Raw genomic sequence first — 18,743 nt, 5'->3', positions numbered from 1 at the left:
TGAAAAATTTATTAGAGTCATAAGCAAGCAACGTTTTATTCAAATGCGGTTTATTTGTAATGAAACGTTCTGTACAGAATATTCACACCCATAAGGATGTGATAGTATTAGCCATCATTCTAATTTTGCATCATTTATAAAGATATGTTTAGTTTACATCCACAACTTGCTCAAGATACGTTTTATGTAGGCGACTTTCCTCTGTCAACATGTCGTTTGATGAATGATATGCAATTCCCGTGGCTTATTTTGATTCCACGTGTTCCGGGAATTACAGAGCTTTATGAATTAAGTCAGGCAGACCAAGAGCAGTTTTTACGTGAATCAAGCTGGTTATCAAGCCAATTGTCACGTGTATTCCGTGCAGACAAAATGAATGTAGCTGCATTGGGTAATATGGTTCCACAATTACATTTTCATCATGTTGTTCGTTATCAAAATGATGTGGCTTGGCCGAAACCAGTTTGGGGTACGCCAGCAGTTCCTTATAATAATGATGTCTTGGCACACATGCGCCAAACACTGATGCTTGCACTACGTGGTCAAGGTGATATGCCTTTTGATTGGCGTATGGACTAATCCCGATTTACGGACAATATCAGGATAGTAGAAGAATGAGTGTCCGTATGGGGGCGATCGAGTGCCGTTAGACAATTTAATCAGCAAAGAGCCTAAACAGTTTGAATATTTTCATCGTTTGATGGGATATATCATGCTGTCTTTGGTGATTGTTGTCTATCATTACACTCAGCCAGATACGCAATATCAAATCTATATTCCTGCATTTTTATTTTTTCTGATTTTAGTCGTTCCTAAGTTTTCTCATTGGTTAATTTATCGATATAGCAATCAAGTTAAGCGTAATGTGCTTTTTCTGATCGATATCATCGTTATTGCTGTACTGATGTCTGCAGTACATTTAAGCCTTGTTTTAACTTTTCTTGCGGTCTTTGCGCTGCTATATACAACCATTTATAACAAAATTAATTTCTTAATGATGTCCTTGGCAGGAATTGTAGGCGTCACTGTATTTTATTTGTGTAATATTTATGTCTTTGGTTTTCAAGAATATTTTGAGTCAACCAGCAGTGAGTTAACCGTTCTAGGTTTTTTGTGCCTTATTACGTATTTCAGTGTGGGGACTTTTTATCAACATACCCAAGTCCAATCATTGAGCAATAAAAAGAACCATTATTATGATCAGATGAATCGTTATATGGAATTCGCTAATCAACTCAGTCGTTATGCGCCTATGCAACTTTGGCAATCGATTATGAAAGGTGAGTCTGAAGCTAAAATCGAATATAAACGTAAAAAACTCACGATTTTCTTTTCAGATATCCAAGGGTTCACAGAACTTTCTGAAACATTAATCCCAGACGATTTAGCATTTCTACTCAATGACTATTTGAGTCATATGACTGAGATTGCCAAACAGTATGAAGCGACTGTCGATAAATTTATGGGTGATGCAATTCTAATTTTCTTTGGTGATCCACATAGCCAAGGTGTAGAGCAAGATGCAAAAACTTGTTTAGAGATGGCAATGGTTATGCGTCAGCAAATGAAGTTACTGCGTGAACGCTGGATTAAAATGGGTTATCCGCCGCTACACATTCGTATGGGTATTTCTACAGGGTATTGTCACGTTGGGAACTATGGTGCGGCTCACCGTATGGCTTATACCATCGTTGGACGTGATGCAAACTTGGCTGCAAGATTACAAAGTGCGGCCGAAGTCGATGAAATTTTGATTTCAGACGATACGCATCATTTAGTGAAAAATGACTATTTATGTGCGCCCAAAGCACCGATCTTCTTAAAAGGCATCAAAGGCCCAGTACGTACTTGGCAAGTGATGGAAAAATACACCTCACAGAAAACAGATTATCAACGTTGGTTCGATTACGAATATAAAGGCTTTAATCTATTATTGAACTTAGATGAAGTACAAAACTTTGAATATCCTGAACTAATACATGTTTTAGAACGTATGATTCAACGCTTACAAACTCAGCAAAAAATGACCAACTCTGCTGGTATCGTAAAACTGAATTTAGAAGACGAAGTGATCGAAGAAGTCAAAAAAACTGAATCACACTCTTAATTTCACATATACATTATAAAGATTAGATCTAATCGTATTGCCTTAAATTGTAAAAATAACTCAATTCATGCTTTTATCAAAATGTCTTCTTTTTTTGAATTGTTGAATAGTTTTATGCATAAAAAAGCCAGTTACGATGAACTGGCTTTTGATTATAGAAAATTATCTATAAATTAATGATTTTCTGAAGCATGGTTGATGGTGTATTTAGGAATTTCAATTTCCAAATCTTCATCTTCAATTTTTACTTGGCATGACAGACGAGAGTCTGGTTCTAACCCCCAAGCACGATCGAGAAGATCTGCTTCGACATCATCCATTTCATCTAGACCATCAAAACCTTTACGTACAACCACATGGCAAGTGGTGCATGCTTTAGACATGTCGCATGCATGTTCAATTTTGATGCCGTTTTTTAACATGCTTTCGCAAAGGTTAGCATTTGCTTCGACTTCAAACTCAGCGCCGTTTGGGCAGATTGTTGCGTGAGGCAGTACTTTAATACGTGGCATAATCTTGACCTATAAATTAATTTGAGTTTGACCAGTCATCGAGTTTTGTGCCTTTCAGTGCGGCATCAATGTGCTGATTCATACGAGCTGCAGCAAATGCATCGCTATGTATTTTAAGCTGTTCTACAGCATGTTCAATAGCTTTGATATCTGTCGTTTCCAGTGCAGCATCTAAAACAGTGCGTGCAGCAGTGAGGGAACTATGTTGCTCTTGGCTGAGGAGTTGAGCATCTACTTTAAGTGCTTGATCAAGTGCTTCAAGTTCACGTTTTGCTTCAACTTTGGTTTCTTGAAGATGACGTAAGTTTTTGTCTTCTTCAGCAAACTTATAACCATCAATTAGTAAGCGTTCGGTGTCGGCATCAGATAAACCATAAGATGGTTTGATGTCAATTTGAGCATGTACTCCAGAAGTGGTTTCTTTGGCTGACACAGTTAGTAAACCATCAGCATCGACCTGAAAAGTCACTTCAATGCGTGCTTGACCCGCAGTCATCGGTGGAATTCCACGAAGAACGAAACGACCTAGACTACGGCAATGTTCAACCAGATCACGTTCACCTTGTACAACATGAATCAACATCGCTGTTTGACCATCTTGATAGGTTGTGAATTCTTGGCGACGAGCCACTGGAATAGCTGTATTACGCGAAATAAGGCGCTCAACCAAACCGCCCATGGTTTCTAAACCTAAAGAAAGCGGTGTGACGTCTAAAAGCAATGAACCATCTTTAGAGTTACCAATAAGCTGGTTCGCTGTAATCGACGCGCCAATCGCCACAACTTCATCAGGGTTAATAGTGCAGAGCGGTTCTTGATTGAAGACATCTTGAACAGCTTTTTGTACAGCATACGAACGGGTAGAACCACCGACCAATACCACATTTTGAATATCGCTGAGTTCAAGCTTGGCATCACGCATGACACGTTTACAAACGCTGATGGTTTTATCTAAAGCAACTTTGATGATGGATTCAAAAGTAGGGCGGTCTAAAGTCAATGATTGATCAAGAACTTTAAGCTCTACAGATTCAGCCTCGGTTAGAGCTTCTTTTGCTTTACGAGCAGAAACGATGAAATGTGCATATTCAGCATCATCTAAAGTTTCAATATTCAGTTGTTTTTTTGCCCATTTTACAATCAGACGGTCTAAGTCATCACCACCAAGCGCCGTGTGGCCACCCGTTGCTAGAACTTCAAAAACGCCTTGAGAGAAACGTAAAATTGAAACGTCAAAAGTACCACCACCCAGATCATAGATCACATAGTTTTGATCATGTGCCAGATTGGTGTCTTGGTCTAAGCCATAAGCCACTGCAGCAGCAGTCGGTTCATTTAAAAGACGCAGTACATTTAAGCCTGCAAGCTGAGCTGCATCACGCGTTGCTTGACGCTGTGCTTCATCAAAATAGGCAGGCACAGTAATGACAGCACCATTTACTGGATTATTTAAGCTGCTTTCTGCACGGTCTTTGAGTTGTTTTAAAATTTCAGCAGAAATTTCAACGGGTGTTTTACGACCTTGTGCAGTTTCAAAAGCAGGCATTTCATTCCCTTCACCGACTAAGTTGTACGGGTGTTGGAATTTAATATCTGCTTTAGAGCGCCCCATAAAACGTTTTACAGAAACGATGGTGTTTTTAGGATCAGTCGTTAAGAATGCCTTTGCGTCGTCACCATATTGCGTAGTGGATTCGCCATAGTGTGCAATAGAAGGGAGTAACACACGACCATGTTCATCGTTAAGCACTTTCGCTTTACCAGAAAGTACCGTGGCTACTAAAGAGTGTGTAGTCCCAAGATCGATACCAATTGCGATGCGGTGTTCATGCGGCGCACTTGATTGACCAGGTTCTGCAATTTGCAAGAGAGCCATGTGTGTTACATCCTTTGAACGTCAAATATAAAAAATAAATTAAAAATCATCGTCTAAATCAAAGCTATCGTCGTCTAAGAAGCGATCTTCAGCTTTATCGATGTCAGCCATTACTTTTTGAAAGAAGCGTAATTTACGTACGGTATCACGTGCTTCAGCCCAGTCTTCGTCGTCATAATCAATCTTGAATTCACGAACCAAACCGTCAATCCATTGCTGAACTTCAGTTTTAAGTGAAGTGAGGTCATCAGCAGAGCCTGCCTCATCTAACTGTTCACGAATTTCTAAGGCATCTTGTAGGAACTCAAAATCACTAATCGATTGATCAAGGTGATAATCTTGTTTTTGAGACTTAAAAGATATGCAGCGCGGCTATCAACATTGGATAAAGCTTTAAATGCTTGATTAATCTCACTAGATTTTATCAGGGCTAGATCTTTGTCTTCGGCTTTATCTGGATGATATTGTTGCTGCAACTTTAAAAATTCAGCTTTTAAAACTGCTAAATCAATATCGAGTGCTACAGGTAAGTTAAACAACTCAAAATGATTCATGGGAGATGGTGTCCGCAATAGAGGTGCAAAAAGTGTTGCTTTAAATGCAATTAAAACAGTGAATTTTACACTGTTTTAATGCGAAAAGGAGCGTGGAAATGGCTTAAACCGTAAACGATTCGCCGCAGCCACATTCGCCTTTTTTATTTGGGTTATTAAATTCAAAACCTTCGTTTAAACCATTTTTCACATAGTCCATCTCCATACCTTCAAGATAAACTAAGCTTTTTGGATCAACGAATACTTTTACGCCAAACTGATCGAATACTTGGTCATGCGTGTCAATATCATCGACAAACTCAAGTACATAAGCTAAACCAGAACAGCCAGAAGTTTTCACGCCAACGCGAATACCTTCACCCTTACCGCGATTCTTGATGTAATTGCTGATATGAGTTGCAGCATTTTCAGTTAAATGAATCATGAAAACTCCGTTAATCTTTTTTAAAACACGTAAACAATTAAGCTTTTACTTTCTTGCTACGGTAGTCTTCTACAGCAGCTTTGATTGCATCTTCAGCAAGTACAGAGCAGTGTACTTTTACTGGTGGAAGTGCAAGTTCAGTTGCAATATCAATGTTCTTAATTGCTTGAGCTTCATCAAGAGTTTTGCCTTTTAGCCACTCTGTTACTAATGAGCTAGATGCAATTGCTGAACCACAACCGTAAGTTTTGAAGCGAGCTTCTTCAATTACGCCGTTGTCATCAACTTGGATCTGTAGACGCATAACATCGCCACAAGCCGGTGCACCGACCATACCTGTACCAACGTTTTCTGCATTTTTGTCTAAAACACCAACATTACGAGGGTTTTCGTAATGATCAATTACTTTTTCGCTATAAGCCATGATGCTTCTCCAAACCTCGGGGTCAGCCTTAAGATTAATATGGGGGTGAAATTACGTTAATCAATGAGATAGCCTTAAAATAAAAGCTATCTCACCGGGATGAATTAGTGTTCAGCCCATTCTACAGAATTAAGGTCGATACCTTCTTTGTACATGTCCCAAAGCGGTGAAAGATCACGTAGTTTTTCAACTGCTGCTTTGGTAATTTCAAGTACGTGGTCAATATCGGCTTCAGTGGTGTATTTACCAAAGCTGAAACGAATCGAGCTGTGAGCCAATTCGTCTGAAAGACCCAATGCACGAAGTACATAAGATGGTTCTAAAGTTGCTGATGTACATGCAGAACCAGAAGATACTGCGCAATCTTTAAGTGCCATCATTAACGATTCACCTTCAACAAAGTTAAAGCTGACGTTTAGATAATTTGCAACGTTGTATTCTGGGTGACCGTTGAGGAAGACTTGTTCAAGATCTTGCAAGCCATTCCAAAGTTTGTCACGAAGTACACGAATACGAGTTTGTTCAGCATGCAGGTTTTGCCGGCAAGTTCGAACGCTTCGCCCATACCCACGATTTGGTGAGTCGCTAACGTACCTGAACGCATGCCACGTTCATGACCGCCACCGTGCATTTGCGCTTTAATACGTACACGTGGTTGACGACGTACATAAAGAGCACCAATACCTTTAGGACCATAGATTTTGTGGCCAGAGAAACTCATCAAATCAACTTTCATTGTTGAAAGATCAATTTCTACTTTACCAGCAGCTTGCGCAGCATCTACATGGAAATAAGTTTTGTTTGCACGAGTCAATTCACCGATTGCAGCTACATCTGTAGTTGTACCGATTTCATTGTTCACCATCATCAAAGATACAAGAATTGTATCTGGACGAAGGGCAGCTTGAACCATTTCAGGTGTAATTAAACCAGTTTTTGCTTCTGGCTCAAGATAAGTAATTTCGAAGCCTTCTTCTTCAAGCTCGCGGCAAGTATCAAGAATTGCTTTATGTTCAATTTTACTTGTAATAATGTGCTTGCCTTTAGATGCATAGAACTGAGCAATACCTTTAAGCGCAAGGTTGTCAGATTCAGTAGCACCAGAAGTCCAAACGATTTCGCGTGGATCAGCTTTTACTAGATTAGCAACTTGTTCACGTGCATATTCTACTTTTTCTTCTGCCTGCCAGCCGTAAGCATGAGAACGAGAAGCTGCATTACCAAAAGTACCGTCAAACGTTAGACATTCCATCATACGTTTTGCGACTTGAGGGTCTACAGGTGTAGTTGCTGCATAGTCAAGATAAATAGGACGCTTCATGTCAAATACCTGTAACCGATAAAAGGGCTGAATCAAAGTTTGCTGAATTTTGACGAATTGATACGGTTTGAACGTTATCGCGTGCTACAAGGTCAGCAAGGGTGATTTTTGCAAGATAATCGGCAATGTGGTGGGAGAGTTCCTGCCATAAATCGTGAGTCAAGCACATTGCACCATTTTGGCAGTTGCCTTTGTGGTCACAACGGGTTGCATCAACTGTTTCATTTACAGCTTCAATAATTTCCAAAACAGTGATGTCTTCAGCACTACGAGCAAGGTGGTAACCACCGTTTGCTCCACGGATGCTGGAAACTAAGCCGTGACGCTTTAATTTTGCAAATAACTGCTCAAGATAGGCCACTGAAATGGTTTGACGAGCTGCAATTTCTGCAAGAGTGATCGTTTGTTCAGTTGGCTGCAAAGCTAGATCAAGTAGAGCAGTCACTGCGTAGCGACCGCGAGTTGTTAAGCGCATGATTCGATACACATGTTAAGTCTAGATGTGCAGATTTTATGAATCCTGACTAAAATAGTCAAGTTTTTTTGAGATTGTTTATTTGTTTTATTTTGTCTGAAAAATTATGTATTTATTTGAACCACACATTATACACTAATAACGTTATTAAAAGAACAGATATTAGACTAAAAGCGATATTAATCCGCTTTTGACGACGTTCGATACGCTTAATACGGTTTTTGTATTGTTTAACTTCAACTTGTAGCGTGTTTATTTTAGAGCGTTGCTGTTCAATTTTTTCTAAAAGTGGGGCAATACGTTTTTTAGACGCAACGATATCGTTTTCTTCGACAGGTTCAGACAGCCAGTGTTTCCAGTCAGATAAAATTTTCGGCACACTAAATAAAGAAACCAAATCACGAAATTCATCTTTTAAAACCACATCGCCATCGATACGCATGGTTTTGATGCTCTTACGATTACCAAATACAAAAATTTTCACCAAATCCATTAGTGTCGTGCGGACATCAAGGTCGATGGCTTTATCTGGAGATTTAGTGTCGAACAGAATGCCGTGCTCAGTAAACTGAACATAAAAGTCAAAATAAGGGATGTAGCTATTTATTTTTAGTGCGACTTTTTGATCAACAAATTTTTTAGCTTGTAATGCTACAACGCGGTCATGTTTTAAAATGAAGGTAAAAATCGTTTCTAAAACAATCAGGGTCATAGTAAGCAACAAATGTGGTTGAGCTTGTGTTTGTTGCGTATCGCTCATAAAAAAATGTCCTTGTTAAAATCTGAAAGCACTGGAAACTGAGCGTCCTGCTCTAGAGGAACTTAGAATATACCAAAAATTTGGTAATTCACTAGCTTTGTAGAACAGTTTAATCAATCTATCAAGTTATATGTTTGCTATTATGTTGTTAAAATGAAGAATCACATGTTGATGTGCACATAAAATAATCAGGAGAAGTGCGGATTATGGAAAATACAGAAAGCATAATTGATGATGCACAGGAAACATCAGAAAAGCTGGCTAAACCTCGGGTACGTAGTCATTCTGATCGTCGCTCTAAAATGGATTTTCGTAAATATACCAAACAGATTTGGTTGGCTGGATTAGGTGCTTTTTCACGTGCTGAGGGAGAGGGAAATAAGCTTTTTGACTCTTTAGTCAAAGTTGGAGAGGAGCTTGAGTCCAAAACGATTGATATTGCAGATCAAACTGTCGAAAAAGTTTCAGAAAAAGCCAAGGAATCTGTAACCGATACGAAAGATAAGGTAGAAAAAATTTTAGATAATGGTGTTAATCATTCTTTAAACCGTTTAGGATTGGTGACTGTAAAGGATTTACAGCACTTAGAAAGGCTTATACTTCAATTACATACTAAAGTTGACCAATTGGCCGAAGAAAATGCCCAACTGAGGGCCGAAATATTAAAAAAACACTAACTTTTTTAATATTATCGAATTTTCAAGGTTTTTTTCGTCAAAAAATTCTATAAAAAGAGGTTGAGGAGTATTGCGTTTAACCCTAAAGCATTGCTATAAAGGCGTTATGGCGTTTTATACAAATTCTTGAACCTTAAATAAACGATATTAAGAGGACGTAATTTTCATGAATAAATCAGAATTAATTGATGCAATTGCCGAAAATGGGGGATTATCTAAGGCCGATGCCGGTAAAGCTTTAGATGCTACAATTGCTGCAGTTACCAATGCATTAAAAGCTGGTGATACAGTTACTTTAGTTGGTTTCGGTACTTTCAGCGTAAAAGAACGCGCTGCACGTACTGGTCGTAACCCACAAACTGGTGCGACTTTAGAAATCAAAGCAAGCAAAGTTCCTAGCTTCAAAGCGGGTAAAGGCTTGAAAGATTCTGTAGCTTAATCTTATTAAGCACATGAGACGCGCCATAAATTGGCGCGTTTTTTATTGGTAAATGTGATTAATTGATATATCGCATTCATTCATCTCGGGTTTTCGGTTAAAATTCACCGCAAATAAAATATTGGAATACTTATGGAATCGTTTCGTAAAGTCATTAAGGGTTGGCTGGGCAAGGTCTTGCTCGTTTTGTTTTTGACCCCTTTAGCACTTGTAGGTATTGAAGGATATTTTAGTGGTGGATCTAAAGATGCAGCAAAGACTGTAAACGGTACTGAAATTTCTCAAAAAGAACTCGAAGCACTGACGAACTCATTAAAAGAACAATATCTTGCATATGCTCAGGGTGATGAAACATTATTGAATCAAAATTTCATTAGCAATAAAGCGATGGATACTTTGGTTTCACGCCAATTGCTATTGCAACAAGCTGATAAATTAGGCATTAGCTTGAGTGATGCACAAATTGTGCAAATGATTCATCAGCAGCCAAGCTTTCAAGTCAATGGTCAATTTTCTGATGAAGCGTTTGCGCGATACCTCGAATCGATTGGTATGACGAATCGCACATTCATTGATAATTTACGTAAAGACCATGCTTTAAAAATGTTGTCTACAACATTTATGGAATATGCATTGGTGAGTAAGCTTGATATCTTGCAAATTGCGAACTTACAAACGGAACAACGTAGTATTCAGTTGGCAAGCATTAATCTTGAAAATTACAAGAAAAATGTAAAAGTATCTGATGCTGAAATTGCCGCTTATTATGAGCAGCATAAAAACAAATTTAAGCAAGCAACTAGTGTTGATGCAGATTTTGTCGTATTAACACCTGCCAATATTACTGCACCTGTAGAAGCTGCAACTGATGCTGAACTGAAAGAAGCGTATAACAGCTTTGTTGAGAATGCACAGAAGTCAGTTAAACCTATCGTTAAGCACATCATGATCACTGCGGACAATCGTTCAGATGCCGAAGCTAAAAAACTGGCTGAAAGTGTTCAAGCTAAAATTAAAGCGGGTTTAAGCTTTAACCAAGCTGCTGCGCAATTCTCTGAAGATCCTGAATCTAAAGCAAAAGGTGGTGAACTGGTTGCTTATGAAAAAGGTGTGTTTGGTGATGCATTTGATGCAGCAGTTGAAGGTGCTCAAGCTGGTCAAGTGACTGCTCCAGTGAAAACAGACAGTGGTTATCACTTGATCGAAAAAGTGGCGCCAGCTGTAAAAGTGGCTTCATTTGAGCAAGAAAAAGCACGTCTGCAAGCAGAAGTCGCTGCTTCGAAAAAAGCCAATGTTTTTTCTGACACTGTAAACAGCCTCAATGATATGGTGGTGAGTAGTGATGCCCTCGATGTCGTGGGTCAAGAAGTGAAAGGCGTAAAAGTACAATCATTGAATGGCTTAACATTAGCATCGCAACATCCTGTTCTAAGTGATGCAAACGTCAAAGTTAAATTGTTTAACGATGATGTTAAAAATGGTGAACGTAATGTTTCATCGAGCATTCAGTTGAAAAATGGTGATGTAGTTTGGGTGAAAGTGCGTAACTATCATGCTGCAGGTGTTCAAACTTTAGCTGAAGCGAAAGCGCATGTGAAAACTCAGCTGATTGAAAAGAAAGCGTTTGATGCTGCAAAAGCTCAGATTCAAGCGACATTGAAAGAGTTTGCTGCAAAACCTGCTGCTTCAGTCGCGAAAGGCAATTTAAACTTTGAAAATGCGGGTACCTTCACTCGTGCGGATGGTTTGTTGAAACGTGAAATTCAACGTGCTGCATTTAGCGTAAAAGCGCCGAAAGCAGGTCATTGGTCTGTTACTACAACCAATCTACCAAATGAGTTGGTTGTAGTTGCTGTGACTGCAGTGAATAAACAATCTGATGCGGCATTAACGGGTGAGCAGTTAGATGAGTTAAAAAAACTTTATCAACAGCTTCGTGGTCAGCAAGAATTTGATGACTACACACGTTATCTAAAAGATCATGCCAAAATTAAATAATTAAGGTAGCTTTAAAAAAACAGCTTTCGAGCTGGTTTTTTTGGCTTAAATTGACAGATATAATTTTTATTTAAAAGATTTGGCAAATGAAATATCGACTCTAGCATCGTAGATTGGTGTTTTCAAAAAAATAATATGAAGACGAAATAACTCATCACGACAAAGGATTAAGCGGATGATATCTCTGTATATGCCTCAATGTAAACCTTTAAAGAATCCGTTATCGCGATGGATCATTTTTTAAACACATGATACAGATGCTACTAACGATTTGCGTTGCCAGTAGTATTCAAGCTGCAGAACTAAACATTCAAAATGTTCTAGAGCAGGAAAGAGCTTGGGCGGGCTTGACCAGCAAAAAAGTCAAAAATAATGAAATCGAATGGACATATAGTGAAGGGGGAAATCCACAAAAACCGACGCTGTTGTTGCTGCATGGTTTGTCAGGCACGCGTGATAATTGGAACCGCGTTGCCCGTTATTTAACGCCCAATTATCATGTCATTATTCCAGATCTGCCAGCACATGGAGAAACTATTGTCGCAGATCAATTTGATCTATCGATTCCAAATTTAACTGAAAAATTACGACGTTTTATTGATGCTGCAAAGTTAGATCCAAATTTACATATCGCAGGGCATTCGATGGGTGGTGCAATTGCCATGCTCTATAGCGCTCAGTATCCCTTAGAAGTGAAATCTTTATTGTTGGTGGATTCGGCAGGTGTCTTTAAGTCAAGCAATACAGCGTATCTAAAAGATACGGCAAAGCTTGCAGAGCTAGTGGTCAGAAAAACTGGTGATTTTGATCGCGTGATGAAGATCGTGATGCAATCCCCGCCTTTTATTCCACAAGAATTAAAAATTGGGCAAGAAAAGTTGATGATAGTTCAGTCTAAACAAACCAATAAAATGGTGGAGCAACTGCAAAAAATGGCGACCTTGTATACGCCAGAGTCCTTTGCTTTGGCTGCACGAGGCATTGATGCACCTGTGTTTATTATCTGGGGGAAGCAAGATCAGATTATCAATGTTGAAGTGGCAGAAGAACTGAGACGCTTTTTTAAAAAAAGCCGAAAAGCCTCTGATTTTAGACCATGTTGGTCATATGCCTATCTTAGAAGCGGAGCAGTTAATGGCGTTGCCATATTTAAAGTTTCTTTCAACTGTTCAATGAATCAAATCGGTAAAGTGTGTGAAAAAAAGCGAGAAATATCTCGCTTTTTTAAACTTAATTAGACACGTTAAGTCGATTTAAGTACGTACTTTAATTTCATAGCCCGTGTATTTTCGAATATTAATCACACCGGTATCCAAAATCAGATACTGACCTTTAATCCCTTGTAATTTTCCTCGAATAATCGGTGTTTTGTCCAAATTATGCGATTTGATTTTTTCAGGATATTCATCTACCGGGTAGATAAATTGGCGTGGTAACTCATCTTCTAACAGTTCGACGGTTTCATTAAACTCTAAATTTTGGCTAAATTCTTCGCGAATGGTCTGAATTTTAGGTGCGAATTCTTCTACCAATTGGTCGCGAATTTCGATCAGGTTGATGGGTTCTGCTTCACCTTTGAGCAATTTACGCCAATCAGTTTTATCGGCCACTTGCGTTCCAAACATGACTTCAAGCTGACCAGATAGACGACGTGAACCAACTTTCATAATAGGCAAAGCTTGCGTCGCACCTTGGTCCAGCCAACGTGTAGGCATTTGACCAAGTCGAGTAATCCCCACTTTTAAGGCACTCGAATTGGCTAAATAGACAATATGCGGTTGAAAGCAAACTTCATGGGCAAAATCATCTTCACGGCAAGTCCCGAGATGATAATGACAGGTTTCAGGCTTCATAATGCACATATCACAAGAAGCCTTAGTCTTCATGCATTTGAAGCAATGACCTTGTGAATACGATTTAGGCGTTTTTGCGCCGCAAGAAATGCAGTAGATATTTCCAGTGGCTTCAATTTCAATTTCTTGGCCAAGGCTAAACGGTAGATCAACTTCTGAGCGATCTATAATAAATTTATACTCAACATTTGCCTTGTGTGTATGTTGATCAGTTACACTAAGGTCTTTAAGACCTGCATGCATTTTATGGCAAATGCCTTGTAGTTCCATACGAATACTCACTTCATTATTAAGGATGCGGTCAATGGCTGAACAAAATGTCATCACTTCTATGCTAGACGATTTGTCAAAAGAGCAGCCCATTTCAACCGCAATCAGTATTGGTCAGGATCTTGAGCAATACAATCAATTTCATCCAATTCAATGGCAACATTTTAACGTAACTGAGTTTTTAAATCTGCCTTTTACCCAGCGTTTTGACCTTGGATTTGTGATTCTTGATACTGAAACGATGTTGAGTTTGGATCAGCAGCAGAAAACTCAGATGTTGGTAAAATTGCGTGACCTATTTGCCAAACGCATCGTGGTGGTGAGTAAGTTACACGATGAACAATTATTACGTGCTTTAGGCTTTACTCAGCTCATTGATAAAACCACGCATGAAAGTGATTTTGCTTTATGGCAGTTTAATATTTTGACTTATAAACATATTCCAGATTGGTTTAACTCTAAATTTTGGGCAAATCCTGAAAACTGGGATAAATTCCGTTGGTAACAAATACTTAGCCTGCGAGAAATTGCAAAAATTAACAAACATTTATGATAAATCTGTGTTTTCCCACGTATGCTGTAATGAATTTATCTAGGTTTCACTGGGAAAAATAAAATGACAAATTTAAATAATATTGTTGAGATTTTAGCAAAGCAGGCCCTTGGTGGTGCAAACAATCAAAATCAACAAGGTGGTCTGGGTGGTATTTTAGGTTCGGTGCTGGGTCAATTGGGCGCAAATGCAGGCACTCAAAATAACCAAACCAATGCTCAAAACCAAGCGGGTGGTTTGGGTGGAATTTTAGGCTCTGTGTTGGGCCAACTGGGTGGTGCAGCGCAGCCGCAGCAACGTAGTAGCGGTGGTAATGCATCAACCATTTTAGTAGCAGTGTTACCTCTGGTGCTGGCTTGGATTCAAAAACAAGGTGGCCTACAAGGTGCTTTGGATAAATTACGTGGACAGGGCTTGAGCAGTCAGGTTGATGATTGGGTATCTACAGGCCCTGGTGATAATGCTGCTGTGACTAATCAACAAGTACAAAATTTATTTGATGATGCCGAAGTGGAGCAAGTTGCACAAGAAACACAAACTCAGAAACAAGATGTATATAGCGCAATTTCAAGGGTATTGCCGCAAATTATTGACTCATTGACGCCACAAGCTGGACAAACCAATCAGCAAGAAGCGAATGCTGATATTCAACAAGTGATGAATTTGGTCTCAGGTTTCCTGAAGCGTTAATCAAAATATCGATTTAGGTATTTGATTGAATACAAGCCAGTGAACACTGGCTTTTTTATGATTTGAAAAATGATAACAATGTGACGCTTAGATTGTCACTAGGATGGATTAAATAAACGGTTCGACATACTGATTTGTTTGCCAATATAGTGTGATTTTTTTGATGAATCAAAATGATTTTCGACTGAAACTCTAACTCACCAAATTCTGGCTCAACTTGCACATAATGTAGTTGACCAAACTCATCACGCACCCGCGCTTGAGCTGAAAAGCCGGGACGGGCATTTCCACTTGAAATGGTGGCTAGACGACCCAGTAGGTTAACGGTTTGTTTTTTATATTTGGGTGGGATAACCTGATCCAAACAATGAATCATAAATACCGTAAAGAATATGGCAATAATCAACGCAGGTAAAATCAGATAATAAGCGGGAACGAATTGACCTTCTTTGGCATGGATGCAAAACTGAAGTACATAGCCTGCAAAGCTAAAATTCATCAGTAAAAAGAACAAAATCAGAGACTTGGAAAATTTGACATTCAATAATGCCAACTCTTGTATGCGCTGAGGGGCAATTCTTTTTAAAACTTGGCTAGGACTAATATTGATATAGTAGCCAATGGTTTCAACCATGCCCAATAACAGTACGGCTAATAAACTTAAATGAAAGGGTATTAAGTTATAGTCTGTTAAAAATGCGGACATGATTGTATTCCAGTGTTTATTCTTCTGTGAGGTAGATTCCACCATCAGAATGCACGTTAATGTTCACTTTTTCAAGGGCTTGACCTTGGCATGGACCAGAAATACATTCCCCAGATTCGACCATAAACAGGGCGCCATGTGTTGAGCACTCAATAAATTCTTGGTCACGATCTAGAAACTGATTTTCTAGAAACTCAAGTTCTACGTGCAAGTGTGGGCAGTTATTTTGATAAGCGTAAAACATGCCATCACGTTGGGTGATAAAAATCGTTTCACCTTCAGGCGTTTCGAATGATCGTGCTTCACGTTCTGGCACATCATCCGTCATGCAAATTTTAAACATTAAGCACATTCCTTTTGAAATGATTGTAAAAGCTGAGCATAGTCTTCAACTGCTAGGCGTGGACCAAACTGAGCCACAACTTCACTTGAAATCAAGATGGCAAGTTCAGCAGCCGTTTGATAGTCATGACCTGCATTCAGTGCATATAGGAAAGCACCAGCAAATGCATCACCTGCACCATTGGTATCTACTGCGGTAACTTTACGACCTGGCACGGTAAATGTTGCTGCTTCATTATGGATTAAGGCGCCTTTGGCACTTAATGTAATGACAATGTGTTTGCTTAGTGATTGCAATTTAGCAAGTGCAGCATCTAAATGATCTGTTTCTGTGTACATCAGCGCTTCTTGTTCATTACAGAACAATAAGTCCACGCCATCATCGAGTAACTCATCTAGACCTTGACGTGCATATTGCACCATTGCTGGATCAGATAAGGTCAATGCAATTTGTACACCATTGGCTTTGGCGATTTGACGTGCTTGTTTTACCGCAAGACACGCGCTATCTGATGTTGAAAGATAACCTTCGATATATAACCATTTCGCAGTATTTAAGCTGCCAAAATCAATTTGGCTATCAGTTAATTCAGCAGTAATACCGAGGTAAGTATGCATCGTACGTTCAGAATCAGGGCTGACCAATACCATACATGTGCCGGTTACACCTTCACTGATTGATTGAGTTGCAGTTTGGATACCTGCGTCGTTTAAACCATTTAGGTAAATTTGACCTAAGTCATCATTGCCGACACGACAACCATAAAATGCAGTTCCGCCTAAAGCACTAAAAGCAACCGTAGTATTTGCTGCAGAACCACCAGAAGCTTGACCTTTATATTCTTGAGTCGCTTTTAGATTGTTATAAAGGGCTGTTTGAGTATCACCATCAGTCAGTTGCATCGTACCTTTTTGCAGATTGTGTTGAATTAGGAATTCGTCAGAGACTTTAAATTCTTGGTCAATAAGTGCATTACCAATTGCAAAAAGGTCAACAGTTGCCATGTTGTATGTTCACATCAAAAAAATGAAAGTGCTAAGTTTACACGAATGCTCAGGAATGCTGTAGTTTGTTGAAGAAAATTCAATTAAAGGACAGGTGTGTATAAAAATCGGGCAAATCCATTATATTTTTACATTTTTTTTGAATTAGTTGCCGTTTTAATCAGCTTTGCTATTGTGCAAATCGAAAATTTTTACTTTTATAGAGCTATAGGGTGTTCAGACTGAATCAAGATGATTTGGTCATCATAAATAGATAACAGATTAAAAGTGTGAATATATGGAAATTACGATTCGTCCAGCAGAGCAACTTCCTGCTCAAATCGAAAATATTGCTGCTTTGGCGCAGCATGAAGGCTATACATTTATACACCGTTTAATTGAAGAATATCAAAGTGGTAAAAATCGTTTTGACCAAACGGGTGAGCAATTATTGCTTGCTTATGATGGCGATAAATTGATTGCTTGTGGCGGTTTAAATCAGCAATGGGGTGATACTGGTGTAGAAGAACGGATTGGACGAGTTCGCCGTTTCTATGTGCATCCGCAGTACCGTCAGCATGGCGTGGGTAAGCAGCTGTTGGTGGAATTGGAAAAGGGTGCAAAAAAACACTTTTCTGCACTGTGCTTAAATACTGAGCTTAAAAATGCTGCAAAATTCTATCAAAAACAGAATTATGTCTATGTTGAAAGCCATCCAAATTATAATTATTTCAAATATCTGGTTTAGTTTTCAATCCAAAAATAGACAGTAAACACTTTAAATGAAGCATCCGATATCGGGTGCTTTTTTCTTGTGATAATTCTAAAAAAGAGCGCCTTATTTTAAGCAAATTTTTAAGCAAAAATTCATTTTAGTTATCGAAGATATAAGCATCAAAATAACTGCATAGAGTGATGCATATGCAAGTGTCTGAGCTACAAGACTACGTTAAAAAAGTCCCTGAGATTACCGCACTGTTTTGGTTGACCAAAATTTTTGCGACCACCTTTGGTGAAACCAGTGGTGATGCATTGTCCATGTCCTTAAATTTGGGCTATCTACTCAGTACCTTTATTTCCGCAGGCATATTTATCAGTTTGGTGTATTTTCAAATAAAGTCCAAAGCCTATAAACCTTATTTATATTGGGCCACGATTATTGCCAGTACCACGGTCGGTACGACTTTAGCGGATTTTGTAGATCGTTCTTTAGGTATTGGCTACTTGGGTGGTAGTTTGCTGTTACTGAGTTTGGTGCTCATATCGCTTTTCAGCTGGTATCAGGTCGAAGGGTCAATTAATCCGAGTGTAGAGAATTTGCCACAAACACAGATCTTTTATTGGCTGACGATTACATTTTCTCAAACGCTAGGTACAGCTTTGGGGGACTGGACTTCCGATAGTGCAGGATTAGGCTATAGCGGTGGCATTTGGTTATTTGGTTGTTTAATTCTATCGATGGCGTTGTTGTACTTTTTTAGTCGGGTCTCAAAGACGATTTTATTTTGGGCTACTTTTGTTTTGACACGTCCATTGGGCGCAGTTGTCGGCGATTTTCTAAATAAGCCAATCAGTTCAGGTGGATTGGATATAAGTCGCTTTATGGCTTCCTTTGTATTGTTATTGGCGATTGTGATTTGTGTCTATTGGTCAACACGAAATGATAGGCAATCCATAAAACCAGTCTAAATGTTTTAGTGCGAAAACAAGTGATTTTTAAAATTAAAGTTCAAGTTGATTAAAACAGTTGGAAATGTTGTTTCGGTGAATCTAGTTGT

Annotated in this window: 18 protein-coding genes and 4 pseudogenes; 10 read left to right on the top strand and 12 right to left on the bottom strand. The window is 38.9% G+C overall.

From position 1 onward, the window contains the following. Nucleotides 1–144 precede the first annotated feature (144 nt). Both AVJ20_RS00285 and AVJ20_RS00280 read left to right on the top strand, forming a co-directional pair. Entirely contained in the window at nt 145–579 is a 435-nt protein-coding gene (locus AVJ20_RS00285; protein WP_067762788.1) for an HIT domain-containing protein, read from the top strand. A gap of 61 nt (nt 580–640) precedes the next feature. Continuing rightward, nucleotides 641–2,107: an adenylate/guanylate cyclase domain-containing protein gene (locus AVJ20_RS00280; protein WP_078193484.1), complete on the top strand. Its 1,467-nt coding sequence runs from the start codon at nt 641–643 to the stop codon at nt 2,105–2,107. A gap of 173 nt (nt 2,108–2,280) precedes the next feature. On the opposite strand, the gene fdx is transcribed toward AVJ20_RS00280, so the two are convergent. The 8 genes and pseudogenes from fdx to AVJ20_RS00240 form a co-directional block, all read right to left on the bottom strand. Then, nucleotides 2,281–2,619 (bottom strand): ISC system 2Fe-2S type ferredoxin, encoded by a 339-nt coding sequence (fdx, locus tag AVJ20_RS00275; protein ID WP_078188671.1) that lies wholly within the window; start codon nt 2,617–2,619, stop codon nt 2,281–2,283. Between the two features lie 16 nt (nt 2,620–2,635). Next, nucleotides 2,636–4,495: a Fe-S protein assembly chaperone HscA gene (gene hscA, locus AVJ20_RS00270; protein WP_111883719.1), complete on the bottom strand. Its 1,860-nt coding sequence runs from the start codon at nt 4,493–4,495 to the stop codon at nt 2,636–2,638. A gap of 39 nt (nt 4,496–4,534) precedes the next feature. Next, nucleotides 4,535–5,049 (bottom strand): annotated as a pseudogene (gene hscB / locus AVJ20_RS00265) (Fe-S protein assembly co-chaperone HscB). A 103-nt stretch (nt 5,050–5,152) separates the two neighbouring features. Next, complete coding sequence (gene iscA / locus AVJ20_RS00260) at nt 5,153–5,473, bottom strand: iron-sulfur cluster assembly protein IscA (protein ID WP_078188668.1); 321 nt, start codon at nt 5,471–5,473, stop codon at nt 5,153–5,155. 37 nt (nt 5,474–5,510) lie between these two features. After that, the gene (iscU, locus tag AVJ20_RS00255) at nt 5,511–5,897 is read right to left on the bottom strand and encodes a Fe-S cluster assembly scaffold IscU (RefSeq protein WP_078188667.1); all 387 of its coding nucleotides are present in this window, start codon (nt 5,895–5,897) and stop codon (nt 5,511–5,513) included. Nucleotides 5,898–6,001: 104 nt separating this feature from the next. Further along, nucleotides 6,002–7,218 (bottom strand): annotated as a pseudogene (locus AVJ20_RS00250) (IscS subfamily cysteine desulfurase). A gap of 1 nt (nt 7,219) precedes the next feature. Next, nucleotides 7,220–7,693 carry an Rrf2 family transcriptional regulator gene (locus AVJ20_RS00245; protein WP_078188665.1) on the bottom strand — a complete coding sequence of 158 codons (474 nt, stop codon included), beginning with the start codon at nt 7,691–7,693 and terminating at the stop codon, nt 7,220–7,222. A 112-nt stretch (nt 7,694–7,805) separates the two neighbouring features. After that, the gene (locus AVJ20_RS00240) at nt 7,806–8,453 is read right to left on the bottom strand and encodes a hypothetical protein (RefSeq protein WP_078188664.1); all 648 of its coding nucleotides are present in this window, start codon (nt 8,451–8,453) and stop codon (nt 7,806–7,808) included. A gap of 206 nt (nt 8,454–8,659) precedes the next feature. Between AVJ20_RS00240 and AVJ20_RS00235 the strand changes: the two genes are divergently transcribed. The 4 genes and pseudogenes from AVJ20_RS00235 to AVJ20_RS00220 all read left to right on the top strand — a co-directional run bounded on the left by AVJ20_RS00235 (nt 8,660) and on the right by AVJ20_RS00220 (nt 12,743). Next, nucleotides 8,660–9,130 carry a phasin family protein gene (locus tag AVJ20_RS00235; RefSeq protein ID WP_111883718.1) on the top strand — a complete coding sequence of 157 codons (471 nt, stop codon included), beginning with the start codon at nt 8,660–8,662 and terminating at the stop codon, nt 9,128–9,130. 166 nt (nt 9,131–9,296) lie between these two features. Then, nucleotides 9,297–9,569: an HU family DNA-binding protein gene (locus AVJ20_RS00230; protein WP_078188662.1), complete on the top strand. Its 273-nt coding sequence runs from the start codon at nt 9,297–9,299 to the stop codon at nt 9,567–9,569. 132 nt (nt 9,570–9,701) lie between these two features. Beyond that, entirely contained in the window at nt 9,702–11,567 is a 1,866-nt protein-coding gene (locus AVJ20_RS00225) for a SurA N-terminal domain-containing protein (protein WP_111883717.1), read from the top strand. Nucleotides 11,568–11,815: 248 nt separating this feature from the next. Then, nucleotides 11,816–12,743, top strand: a pseudogene (locus AVJ20_RS00220) (alpha/beta fold hydrolase). A 77-nt stretch (nt 12,744–12,820) separates the two neighbouring features. On the opposite strand, the gene AVJ20_RS00215 reads toward AVJ20_RS00220, so the two are convergent. Further along, complete coding sequence (locus AVJ20_RS00215) at nt 12,821–13,690, bottom strand: DUF2797 domain-containing protein (protein WP_111883870.1); 870 nt, start codon at nt 13,688–13,690, stop codon at nt 12,821–12,823. A 34-nt stretch (nt 13,691–13,724) separates the two neighbouring features. Here AVJ20_RS00215 and AVJ20_RS00210 point away from each other — a divergent pair, with 34 nt between their 5' ends. Together AVJ20_RS00210 and AVJ20_RS00205 are read left to right on the top strand one after the other, a co-directional pair. Further along, nucleotides 13,725–14,195: a DUF6231 family protein gene (locus tag AVJ20_RS00210; protein ID WP_111883716.1), complete on the top strand. Its 471-nt coding sequence runs from the start codon at nt 13,725–13,727 to the stop codon at nt 14,193–14,195. A 111-nt stretch (nt 14,196–14,306) separates the two neighbouring features. Beyond that, nucleotides 14,307–14,933, top strand: a complete 627-nt coding sequence (locus AVJ20_RS00205) for a YidB family protein (RefSeq protein WP_111883715.1) — start codon at nt 14,307–14,309, stop codon at nt 14,931–14,933. Nucleotides 14,934–15,031: 98 nt separating this feature from the next. On the opposite strand, the pseudogene AVJ20_RS00200 reads toward AVJ20_RS00205, so the two are convergent. The 3 genes and pseudogenes from AVJ20_RS00200 to AVJ20_RS00190 all read right to left on the bottom strand — a co-directional run bounded on the left by AVJ20_RS00200 (nt 15,032) and on the right by AVJ20_RS00190 (nt 16,986). Then, a pseudogene (locus tag AVJ20_RS00200) lies at nt 15,032–15,639 on the bottom strand (OB-fold-containig protein). 16 nt (nt 15,640–15,655) lie between these two features. Next, nucleotides 15,656–15,982 (bottom strand): Rieske (2Fe-2S) protein, encoded by a 327-nt coding sequence (locus AVJ20_RS00195; RefSeq protein WP_078188656.1) that lies wholly within the window; start codon nt 15,980–15,982, stop codon nt 15,656–15,658. Then, nucleotides 15,982–16,986, bottom strand: coding sequence for an adenosine kinase (locus AVJ20_RS00190; protein WP_111883714.1), 1,005 nt, complete (start codon nt 16,984–16,986; stop codon nt 15,982–15,984). Before AVJ20_RS00190 ends, AVJ20_RS00195 begins: the two co-directional genes overlap by 1 nt. Before the next feature lie 277 nt (nt 16,987–17,263). Between AVJ20_RS00190 and AVJ20_RS00185 the strand changes: the two genes are divergently transcribed. Both AVJ20_RS00185 and AVJ20_RS00180 read left to right on the top strand, forming a co-directional pair. Then, nucleotides 17,264–17,713 carry a GNAT family N-acetyltransferase gene (locus AVJ20_RS00185; RefSeq protein ID WP_078188654.1) on the top strand — a complete coding sequence of 150 codons (450 nt, stop codon included), beginning with the start codon at nt 17,264–17,266 and terminating at the stop codon, nt 17,711–17,713. A 167-nt stretch (nt 17,714–17,880) separates the two neighbouring features. Further along, nucleotides 17,881–18,654: a hypothetical protein gene (locus AVJ20_RS00180; RefSeq protein ID WP_416240526.1), complete on the top strand. Its 774-nt coding sequence runs from the start codon at nt 17,881–17,883 to the stop codon at nt 18,652–18,654. The last annotated feature ends 89 nt before the right edge of the window (nt 18,655–18,743 follow it).

It is taken from the genome of Acinetobacter sp. CFCC 11171, from assembly GCF_003268405.1.
Taxonomy (GTDB): Bacteria; Pseudomonadota; Gammaproteobacteria; order Pseudomonadales; family Moraxellaceae; genus Acinetobacter; species Acinetobacter amyesii.
This window is presented reverse-complemented; position numbering and strand designations above follow the sequence as displayed.